Origin of the sequence: Pseudoalteromonas sp. SIMBA_162, assembly GCF_046535955.1 — a bacterium.
In the GTDB taxonomy this organism is placed as follows: Bacteria; Pseudomonadota; Gammaproteobacteria; order Enterobacterales; family Alteromonadaceae; genus Pseudoalteromonas; species Pseudoalteromonas marina.
On sequence record NZ_JAWJBQ010000013.1, the window covers coordinates 116082 to 128048 of the forward strand.

The 11967-nt window shown below is 43.3% G+C and carries 5 protein-coding genes and 1 pseudogene; all 6 read left to right on the forward strand.

The genetic code is table 11. The features are described from left to right. The first annotated feature begins 243 nt into the window (after window positions 1-243). Window positions 244-4269 (forward strand): DNA-directed RNA polymerase subunit beta, encoded by a 4026-nt coding sequence (gene rpoB / locus R0J88_RS11405; RefSeq protein WP_006791260.1) that lies wholly within the window; start codon window positions 244-246, stop codon window positions 4267-4269. Window positions 4270-4373: 104 nt separating this feature from the next. Then, window positions 4374-8549, forward strand: coding sequence for a DNA-directed RNA polymerase subunit beta' (gene rpoC, locus R0J88_RS11410; protein WP_006791259.1), 4176 nt, complete (start codon window positions 4374-4376; stop codon window positions 8547-8549). Window positions 8550-8743: 194 nt separating this feature from the next. Further along, on the forward strand, window positions 8744-9118 hold the full coding sequence (rpsL, locus tag R0J88_RS11415; RefSeq protein ID WP_002958885.1) for a 30S ribosomal protein S12: 375 nt from the start codon (window positions 8744-8746) through the stop codon (window positions 9116-9118). 97 nt (window positions 9119-9215) lie between these two features. Next, the gene (gene rpsG / locus R0J88_RS11420) at window positions 9216-9686 is read left to right on the forward strand and encodes a 30S ribosomal protein S7 (protein ID WP_004588211.1); all 471 of its coding nucleotides are present in this window, start codon (window positions 9216-9218) and stop codon (window positions 9684-9686) included. Window positions 9687-9713: 27 nt separating this feature from the next. Beyond that, on the forward strand, window positions 9714-11828 hold the full coding sequence (fusA, locus tag R0J88_RS11425; protein WP_006791258.1) for an elongation factor G: 2115 nt from the start codon (window positions 9714-9716) through the stop codon (window positions 11826-11828). A gap of 62 nt (window positions 11829-11890) precedes the next feature. After that, window positions 11891-11967: pseudogene (locus tag R0J88_RS11430) on the forward strand (elongation factor Tu); the annotation flags it as partial.

An 11967-nucleotide genomic window follows, 5' to 3' on the forward strand; every position in this document is an offset into this window, starting at 1 on the left:
AGAAATCAGGCAAGGGCTGGTGATTATTTAATCACCGGCCTTTTTGCGCTATGGAGTGATGCACTCTTATAGCGCAAATAAAATCTAATTATTTCTTTACTTTCAACGCTTTATAGTTTGCTAGTGTTGAAAAGGGATTTAATTAGAACAACAATAAAATGTTGTAAATCTTGGCATAGCTGCCAGTTAAGTCTGTTCTTACAAGAACAGGTCGGGTCAAAGATCAGCAAGCTGAGGAACCCCATGGCTTACTCTTATTCTGAAAAGAAACGTATCCGTAAGGATTTTGGTAAACGTCCACAAGTTTTGGATATACCTTTTTTACTGTCTACACAGTTAGAATCGTTTAAAAAATTCTTAGTGCCGGACGCTGATGGCGATCATGGTTTGGAAGCTGCCTTCCGTTCTGTGTTCCCTATAAAAAGCTACTCGGGAAATTCTGAGCTTCAATACGTAAGTTACCGTATTGGTGAGCCAGTTTTCGATGTAAAAGAATGTCAAATTCGCGGTGTGACTTATTCTGCTCCACTTCGCGTGAAACTGCGTCTTGTTGTTATGGACAAAGAAGCTCCAGGCACAGTTAAAGACATTAAAGAGCAAGAAGTTTACATGGGCGAAATTCCGCTCATGACCGATACCGGTACCTTTGTAATCAATGGTACAGAGCGTGTTATCGTTTCTCAGCTACACCGTAGCCCTGGTGTATTCTTTGATAACGACCGCGGTAAAACTCATTCATCAGGTAAAGTATTATATAACGCACGCGTTATTCCTTACCGTGGTTCATGGTTAGACTTCGAATTTGATGCAAAAGATAACTTATATGTACGTATTGACCGCCGTCGTAAATTACCGGCGTCTATCATCTTACGTGCACTTGAGTACTCTAGTGAAGAAATCCTAGATATCTTCTTCGATACTACTGCGTTTGAAGTAGCTGACGGTAAAGTTCTAATGGAACTTGTACCTTCACGTTTACGTGGTGAAACTGCCGCTTTTGATATCAAAGGCGAAGACGGTGAAGTACTTGTTGAAAGCGGGCGTCGTGTTACGGCTCGTCACATCAAGAGTATCGAGAAAAAAGGCATTACTCAGTTAGAAGTACCTCATGAGTACATCATTGGCCGTATTATTTCTAAAAACTACGTTGATGAATCAACGGGTGAAGTTATTGCAAACGCGAATGATGAATTAACTCTTGAGCTTATGGCTGAATTAGTTAAAGCCGGTCACACTACCATTGATACGTTGTACATCAATGAAGTGGACAGCGGTGCTTACATGTCAAATACATTGAACATTGACTCTTCAAGCAACCGTTTAGAAGCACTAGTAGAAATTTATCGCATGATGCGCCCAGGCGAGCCACCGACGAAAGACGCGGCTGAAGCCTTATTCCAAAACTTGTTCTTCTCTGAAGAACGTTACGATCTATCAACTGTTGGTCGTATGAAGTTTAATAGCCGTGTTGGTTACGATTCTGACACAGGCCCAGGCACATTAAGCAAAGAAGACATCGTGTCTGTTATGAAAGTATTAATTGCTATTCGTAACGGTCAAGGCGATGTTGATGATATCGACCACTTAGGCAACCGTCGTATACGTAGTGTTGGCGAAATGGCTGAGAACCAATTCCGTGTTGGTCTAGTACGTGTAGAACGTGCTGTACGTGAGCGTTTAAGCTTAGGTGACCTTGACGCGATAATGCCACAAGATCTTATTAACGCTAAGCCTATTTCGGCAGCGGTTAAAGAGTTCTTCGGCTCGTCTCAGTTATCACAGTTTATGGACCAAAATAACCCGCTATCAGAAGTAACGCATAAGCGTCGTATTTCTGCATTAGGTCCGGGCGGTCTAACACGTGAGCGCGCTGGCTTTGAAGTACGTGACGTTCACGTAACTCACTACGGTCGCGTATGTCCAATCGAGACGCCTGAGGGTCCAAACATCGGTCTAATTAACTCATTGTCTACGTACGCACGTACAAATGACTACGGTTTCTTAGAAACACCTTATCGCAAAGTGGTAGACGGTGTAGTAACTGATGAAGTTGATTACTTATCAGCCATTGAAGAAGGTCAGTTTGTTATCGCACAGGCGAACTCAAACTTAACTGAAACCAATGAGTTTGTAGATGAACTTATTCCATGTCGTCACAAAGGTGAATCAACCTTTATGGGTCGCATGGACCAGCAATATATGGATGTATCACCACAACAGGTGATCTCTGTAGCAGCAGCACTTATCCCGTTCCTAGAACACGATGATGCTAACCGCGCATTGATGGGTTCAAACATGCAACGTCAAGCAGTACCAACATTGAAAGCGGATAAGCCGTTAGTAGGTACAGGTATTGAGTTAACACTAGCGAAAGATTCTGGTGTAACGATTGTTGCAAAACGTGGTGGTGAAGTAATGTATGCCGACGCAAGTCGCATCGTTGTAAACGTACATGAAGAAGAACGCATCCCTGGCGAAGCGGGTATCGACATCTACAACTTAACCAAGTACACACGTTCTAACCAAAATACATGTATTAACCAAAAACCAACGTGCATGGTTGGTGAACCGGTTACTCGTGGTGACGTGTTAGCAGATGGTCCTTCGACTGACTTAGGTGACTTAGCCCTTGGTCAAAACCTTCGCGTGGCATTCATGCCATGGAACGGTTATAACTTCGAGGATTCAATCTTACTATCAGAGCGCGTAGTTGAAGAAGATCGTTTAACGACTATCCACATTCAAGAACTACAGTGTGTTGCCCGTGATACTAAATTAGGTCCAGAAGAGATCACTGCAGATATCCCTAACGTGGGTGAGTCTGCACTAGGCAAGCTTGATGAATCAGGCGTTGTTTATATTGGTGCTGAAGTTAAAGGCGGCGATATTCTAGTAGGTAAAGTGACTCCGAAAGGCGAAACACAGCTTACACCTGAAGAGAAGCTACTGCGTGCTATCTTCGGCGAAAAAGCATCTGACGTTAAAGACAGCTCTTTACGTGTACCAAATTCTGTAACTGGTACCGTAATTGACGTGCAAGTTTTCACCCGTGATGGTGTTGAAAAAGATAAGCGTGCGTTAGAAGTTGAAGACATGCAGCTTCGCGAAGCGAAGAAAGACTTCAACGAAGAGTTCCGTATTCTTGAAGCTGGCGTTTTAGAACGCGCTCGTAAGCTACTTGTAGCTGCAGGCTTTGATGAAAACAACTTAGTGTCATTAAATGCTGAAAAACTATTAACTCAAAGCCTTGCTGAAGAAGATAAGCAAGCTGAACTTGAGCAACTAGCTGCACAGTACGATGAACTTAAAGCTGAATACGATAAGAAGTTTGAAAACAAACGTCGTAAAATTACTCAAGGTGATGACTTAGCACCAGGCGTACTTAAAATTGTTAAAGTATACCTAGCTGTTAAACGTCGTATCCAACCGGGTGATAAAATGGCGGGTCGTCACGGTAACAAAGGTGTTATCTCGACTATCGTACCAGTAGAAGATATGCCATACGATGATAAAGGTCGTACGGTAGATATCGTACTAAATCCACTAGGTGTACCATCGCGTATGAACATCGGTCAGATCCTTGAAACACATATGGGTCTTGCTGCACGTGGTATCGGTGAACGTTTAGAAGAAATGATGAAAGAGCAACGTGAGCTTCATGAGCTACGTGAATTCATCAAGCAAGCTTACGAAATTGGTGAATCTCGCCAAGTTGTAGACATTGCAAGTTTCTCTGATGACGAAATTCGTCGCCTAGCTGAAAACTTAAAAGGTGGTTTACCAATCGCTACTCCTGCATTTGATGGCGCTAAAGAAGACGAAATCAAAGACATGCTAGAGCTTGGTGGATACCCTAGAAGTGGTCAGGTTACACTTTATGATGGCCGTACTGGCGATCAGTTTGAACGTCAAGTAACTGTTGGTTACATGTACATGCTTAAACTTAACCACTTGGTTGATGATAAGATGCACGCACGTTCTACTGGTTCTTACAGCCTTGTTACTCAGCAGCCGCTGGGTGGTAAAGCACAGTTCGGTGGCCAGCGTTTTGGTGAGATGGAAGTATGGGCACTTGAAGCTTACGGTGCTGCTTACACTCTACAAGAAATGCTAACAGTGAAATCGGATGATGTGAATGGTCGTACTAAGATGTATAAAAACATCGTTGATGGTAACCACAAGATGGAACCAGGTATGCCAGAATCGTTCAACGTATTGTTGAAAGAAATCCGCTCACTGGGTATCAACATCGAGTTGGAAGAAAATTAAGCCAATTAGATGCTGCAGTTGACGCTGCAGCATCTGTTACGGCTGAATAGAATGTAGGGACGAGATTACCCGTCCTCGAGATTAACTCCGACAGGAGAGCTAAGGTGAAAGACTTACTTAAGTTTCTGAAGCAACAAAATAAGACCGAAGAATTCGATGCAATTCGCATTGGTCTTGCTTCACCAGACATGGTTCGTTCATGGTCATACGGTGAAGTAAAGAAACCTGAGACTATTAACTACCGTACTTTCAAGCCTGAGCGCGATGGCTTATTCTGTGCCCGTATTTTCGGCCCAGTGAAAGATTATGAGTGTTTATGTGGTAAATATAAACGCCTTAAACACCGTGGTGTGATCTGTGAGAAGTGTGGCGTTGAAGTTACACTGACCAAAGTGCGTCGTGATCGTATGGGTCATATTGACCTTGCGAGCCCAGTAGCACATATATGGTTTTTAAAATCATTACCGTCACGTATCGGCTTAATGCTAGATATGACGCTTCGTGATATTGAACGTGTTCTTTACTTCGAATCATTCGTAGTAACTGAGCCTGGTATGACAACGCTTGAGCGTGGTCAGTTACTAGGTGAAGAAGAGTACCTAGATGCATTAGAAGAACACGGTGATGAGTTTGAAGCGAAGATGGGTGCTGAAGCAGTTTTAGACTTGCTTCGTGAACTTGATCTTGGCCAATTAATTGCTGAGATGCGTGAAGAGTTACCAACAATTAACTCTGAAACTAAGCGTAAAAAAATCACTAAACGTCTTAAGTTAATGGAATCATTCCACCAATCAGGTAATAACCCTGAGTGGATGATCATGACAGTACTTCCAGTATTGCCACCTGATCTACGTCCATTAGTACCACTAGACGGTGGTCGTTTTGCGACATCTGATCTAAATGACCTTTACCGTCGTGTTATTAACCGTAATAACCGTCTTAAGCGTCTATTAGATTTAGCTGCACCAGACATTATCGTACGAAACGAAAAACGTATGTTACAAGAAGCGGTAGATGCGCTACTTGATAACGGTCGTCGTGGTCGTGCTATTACAGGTTCTAACAAGCGTCCGCTTAAATCTCTTGCTGATATGATCAAGGGTAAGCAAGGTCGTTTCCGTCAGAACTTACTTGGTAAGCGTGTAGATTACTCAGGCCGTTCTGTAATCACAGTAGGTCCTACACTTAAGCTTCACCAATGTGGTCTTCCTAAGAAGATGGCACTTGAGCTATTCAAACCGTTTATCTACGGCAAACTAGAGCGTCGCGGCATGGCTACGACAATCAAAGCTGCTAAGAAAATGGTAGAGCGTGAAGTAGCGGAAGTATGGGATGTATTAGACGAAGTAATTCGTGAACATCCGGTATTACTAAACCGTGCACCAACACTTCACCGTTTGGGTATCCAAGCGTTTGAGCCTGTGCTTATCGAAGGTAAAGCGATTCATTTGCATCCATTAGTATGTGCGGCTTACAACGCCGATTTCGATGGTGACCAAATGGCGGTACACGTACCGTTAACAATCGAAGCACAGCTTGAAGCACGTGCATTGATGATGTCAACAAACAACATTCTATCTCCTGCGAATGGTGAGCCAATCATCGTTCCTTCACAGGATGTTGTATTGGGTCTTTACTACATGACCCGTGATTGCATCAACGCAAAAGGCGAAGGCGCAATATTTAAAGATCCTAAAGAAGCAGAAAAAGCATACCGTAGCGGTAATGCAGACCTTCACGCTATTGTGAAAGTACGTATTAGCCAGTCAGTTGCTAACGAGCACGGTGTAGTAGAAGATACTACAACGGTTATCGAAACAACGGTAGGTCGTGCAATTCTGTCTCTAATTTTACCAACTGGTATGCCGTTTGAGTCAATCAACCAGCCACTAGGTAAAAAGCAGATTTCTAGCTTGTTGAATGAGTGTTACCGTCGCTTAGGCCTTAAAGACACCGTTGTTTTTGCTGACCAAGTTATGTACACCGGTTTCCATTACGCAATGAAGTCTGGTGTTTCTATCGGTATCGATGACTTAGTTATCCCACCGGTTAAAGCGCAGATCATTGAATCAGCAGAAGCTGAAGTAACTGAAATCAACCAACAATTCCAATCAGGTCTTGTAACGGCTGGTGAGAAGTACAACAAAGTTATCGATATCTGGTCACGTGTAAATGAAAACTTATCACGTGAGATGATGGCTAACTTGTCGAAAGACACAGTAACCAACGCGAAAGGTGAAGAAGTAGAGCAACCGTCATTTAACTCAGTGTTTATGATGGCCGACTCAGGTGCTCGTGGTAGTGCCGCTCAGATCCGTCAGCTAGCAGGTATGCGTGGTCTAATGGCACGTCCAGATGGTTCAATCATCGAGACACCAATCACGGCTAACTTCCGTGAAGGTCTAAACGTACTTCAGTACTTCATCTCAACTCACGGTGCGCGTAAAGGTCTAGCCGATACAGCACTGAAAACAGCGAACTCGGGTTACTTAACGCGTCGTCTAGTAGACGTAGCACAAGATTTGGTAATCAACGAAGACGACTGTGGCACAGAAGATGGCTTAACAATGAAACCGCTTATTGAAGGTGGTGATGTTGTAGAAGCGCTTCGCGAACGTGTACTAGGTCGTGTTGTAGCTGAAGATGTTGTTATTCCAGGTACTAATACTGTACTTGTAGAACGTAATATCATGCTTGATGAAAAACTGTGTGACCTTTTAGAAGAGCACTCGGTTGATGAAGTACGCGTACGCTCAGTTATCACATGTGATAATGACTTTGGTGTATGTGCTAACTGTTATGGTCGTGACCTTGCACGTGGTCATATCATCAACGCAGGTGAATCAGTAGGTGTTATCGCGGCACAGTCAATTGGTGAGCCGGGTACACAGCTTACGATGCGTACATTCCACATCGGTGGTGCGGCATCTCGAGCGTCAGCTGAAAATAATGTACAAGTTAAAACTAACGGTACATTAAAACTTCACAATGCTAAGTATGTATTAAATACAGACGGTAAGATTGTTATTACGTCACGTTCAACGGAAATCACTATCATCGATAGTCATGGCCGTGAAAAAGAGCGTTATAAAGTGCCTTATGGTGCAGTATTAACAGTTCAAGACAATGCAGAAGTTCAAGGTAACGACATTGTTGCTACTTGGGACCCGCATAGTCACCCAATCGTTCTTGAGCACAAATCAAAAGTATCGTTTAGCGATATCGATGACTCGAATACAGAGACACAAACCGATGAACTAACTGGTTTGACTCGTATCGTAGTTAAAGACCTTGCTAAAGCGAATGCTAAAGAGCCTAAACTTATCATCGAAAGTGATGAGCGTGGTCTGCAAGAAACACGTCTTCCTTCATTCACAACGATTGAAGTAACAGACGGTGCGACAGCAAACCCAGGTGACGTGTTAGCACGTATCCCGCAAGAAGGCTCTAAAACTCGTGATATCACGGGTGGTCTACCACGCGTAGCCGACTTATTTGAAGCGCGTAAGCCAAAAGATCCAGCTATCTTAGCTGAAATCACCGGTACTATTAGCTTCGGTAAAGAGACTAAAGGTAAGAAGCGTTTAGTTATTACTCCAGCTGAAGGCGATCATTACGAAGAAATGATTCCTAAGTGGCGTCAACTTAACGTGTTTGAAGGTGAACAAGTGTCTAAAGGTGAAGTAATCGCCGATGGTCCTGAATCACCACATGACATCTTACGCCTTCGTGGTGTGACTCATGTTGCTAACTACATTGTTAACGAAGTGCAAGAGGTTTACCGTTTGCAAGGCGTTAAGATCAATGACAAGCACATTGAAACAATTATCCGTCAAATGTTACGTAAATGTACCATTTTACACGGTGGTGATACTGACTTCTTAGCTGGTGAACAAATCGAAGTGGCGCGCGTTAATATCGCAAACCGTGACCTTGAAAAACAAGGTAAGATCCCAGCGAAGTTTGAAATCCAGTTAATGGGTATTACTAAAGCATCACTAGCGACAGAATCTTTCATCTCTGCAGCGTCTTTCCAAGAAACAACACGTGTTCTTACAGATGCAGCAGTGAATGGTAAGAGCGATGAGCTTCGCGGTCTGAAAGAAAACGTAATTGTGGGTCGTTTGATCCCAGCCGGTACCGGTTTTGCGTATCATCAAGATCGTATGGCTCGCCGTAAACAAAGCAAAGAAGTAGTAGAAGAGCAAACAGTAAGCGCTGAAGAGGCAACTCAAGCACTAACTGATGCACTAAATGCTGATTTGTCTGGAAATCAATAAACTGTTCTTAATCAATAGATTAAGAGATCGTAAGGCAGTTAAGTGCTGTCTTACGGTTAGTTTAGGTTGACAGGTTAAACTTTGCTCATTAAAATTCCGCCACCCATTTACTTGTGTGCTTATCGTAGGCAGGTAATAAAGGGCGGATTTTTTTATTTTTTTCAGTAGTAATTTTAATTTCAGGAGCTATTTAAATGGCAACTATTAACCAGCTAGTGCGTAAGCCACGCCGTAGCAAGGTTACGAAAAGTAACTCAGCTGCACTAAAAGCGTGTCCGCAAAAGCGCGGTGTATGTACTCGTGTATATACAACTACACCTAAGAAACCAAACTCAGCGTTACGTAAAGTAGCTCGTGTACGTTTAACTAACGGTTTCGAAGTAACATCTTACATCGGTGGTGAAGGTCATAACCTTCAAGAGCACAGTGTAATCCTAATCCGTGGTGGTCGTGTTAAAGATTTACCAGGTGTGCGTTTTCACACTGTACGTGGTGCACTTGACTGTGCAGGCGTTAGCGACCGTCGTCAAGCTCGTTCTAAATACGGTGCAAAACGCCCTAAAGGGTAATTGTATTCCGTTAGTAAGGCCAAGCACTAAATATTATTAATTATTGTTTTGGGTGATTGACTCGAAAGAGCAAACCTGAATAAACCGGAGATACAAAATGCCTAGAAGACGCGTAATAGGTCAACGTAAAATTCTTCCAGATCCTAAGTTCGGATCGGAACTTCTTGCTAAATTCGTTAACATCGTAATGTTAGACGGCAAGAAATCTACTGCTGAAAAAATTGTTTATGGTGCGCTAGACGTGGCTGCTGAGAAATCAGGCAAGTCGCACCTAGAAATCTTTGAATCTGCACTTGATAACATCCGTCCACAGGTAGAGGTTAAATCTCGCCGTGTTGGTGGTTCAACTTATCAAGTACCAGTTGAAGTACGTCCAGTTCGTCGCAACGCATTAGGTATGCGTTGGTTAGTAGACGCTGCACGTAAGCGTGGCGAAAAATCTATGGGCTTACGTTTAGCTCAAGAAATCGTTGACGCTGCTGATAATAAAGGCACTGCGGTTAAGAAACGTGAAGACGTTCACCGTATGGCTGAAGCGAATAAAGCATTCGCTCATTACCGTTGGTAATCTGTCCTTAACCTTTAAGAGGATCATATGGCACGTACAACTCCACTTGAGCGCTACCGTAATATCGGCATAGTAGCTCACGTAGATGCAGGCAAAACCACCACAACAGAACGTGTTCTGTTCTACACAGGTCTTTCTCATAAGATCGGTGAAGTACATGATGGCGCTGCAACTATGGACTGGATGGAGCAGGAACAAGAGCGTGGTATCACAATCACTTCTGCTGCAACAACGTGTTTTTGGAAAGGGATGGACGCTCAATTTGACGCCCATCGTATCAATATTATTGATACTCCAGGACACGTAGATTTCACTATCGAAGTAGAGCGTTCTTTACGCGTACTTGATGGTGCGGTAGTTGTGCTTTGTGCTTCTTCTGGTGTACAGCCGCAAACTGAAACAGTTTGGCGTCAAGCGAACAAATACGAAGTTCCAAGAATGATCTTCGTAAATAAAATGGATCGCACGGGCGCTGACTTTTTAGCTGTTGTTAGCCAGGTGAAATCTCGTCTTGGAGCAACGCCTGTTCCAATTCAGTTGCCAGTAGGCGCTGAGGACGACTTTAAAGGTGTTATTGACCTTATAAAAATGAAAGTGATTAACTGGAACGAAGCGGACCAGGGTATGACTTTCACATATGAGGCAATACCGGCAGATCTTCTTGAGTCAGCTGAAGAATGGCGCTCTCATTTAGTTGAAAGCGCTGCTGAAGCCTCAGAAGAACTAATGGATAAATACTTAGAAGGTGAAGAGTTAAGTGAAGCAGAAATTAAAAATGCTTTACGTCAACGCACATTAGCCAATGAGATTGTTCCAGTAACTTGTGGAAGCGCATTTAAAAACAAAGGTGTTCAAGCGGTGCTTGACGGCGTTGTAGAATACATGCCTTCACCAGAACAAGTTAAACAAATCCAAGGTATCTTAGAAGATGGTACCGAAGAGGAACGTCCAGCTGATGATAAAGCGCCGTTTGCTGCACTTGCATTTAAAATTGCAACAGACCCGTTTGTTGGCACTTTAACCTTTTTCCGTGTTTACTCTGGTACTGTTAAACAGGGTGACGCGGTATACAACCCAGTTAAAAGTAAGCGTGAGCGACTTGGCCGTATCGTACAGATGCATTCAAACTCTCGTGAAGAGATCAAAGAAGTCTACGCAGGCGACATCGCGGCGGCTATTGGTCTTAAAGACGTTACAACAGGTGAGACACTGTGTGCTCCGAATTCAATTATTACGCTTGAGCGTATGGAATTCCCAGAACCAGTTATCTCTGTTGCGGTTGAGCCTCGCACAATCGCTGACCAGGACAAGATGGGTATCGCGCTAGGTAAACTAGCTGCCGAAGATCCGTCTTTCCGCGTACAAACTGACGAAGAATCAGGCCAGACAATTATTTCTGGTATGGGTGAACTTCACCTAGATATTATCGTCGACCGTATGAAACGTGAATTCAGTGTTGAATGTAACGTTGGTAAGCCGCAGGTTTCATATCGTGAAGCTATTCGTTCAACTGTAGAAGTTGAAGGAAAGTTCATTCGTCAATCAGGTGGTCGTGGTCAATATGGTCACGTTTGGTTGAAGCTTGAACCGATGGATATTTCGGATGATGATTCTCCAATTTACGAATTCGTTAACGAAACCGTAGGTGGATCAGTTCCTAAAGAATACATCCCAGCGGTAGACAAAGGTATCCAAGAGCAAATGTCTCAAGGTGTACTAGCAGGCTATCCTTTACTTGGCGTTAAAGCGACTTTATATGATGGTTCGTTCCATGATGTAGATTCGAATGAAATGGCATTTAAAATTGCAGGTTCATTAGCTATGAGAGACGGTGCGCTTAAAGCAAACCCAGTTCTTTTAGAACCACTAATGAAGGTTGAGGTAATCACTCCTGACTCAAACATGGGTGATGTAGTTGGCGACTTAAACCGTCGTCGCGGCATGATCGAGGGCATGGAAGATGCACTTGGTGGGCTTAAGCAAATAAATGCGCAGGTTCCACTGTCTGAAATGTTCGGTTATGCGACTGCTTTACGTTCTGCAACTCAGGGTCGTGCTTCTTACTCTATGGAGTTTTTGAAGTACGCTGAAGCCTCAAAGCAGGTTGCAGATACAATAATTTCAGCTCGCGCTGTAATATGATTTTAGCTTGTCTGGCTCAATAGTGAGTCAGGCTTTAATTTCTTAATTAGGAATTTTTTAAGATGGCAAAAGAAAAGTTTGAACGCGTAAAACCGCACGTAAACGTTGGTACAATCGGCCACGTTGACCACGGTAAAAC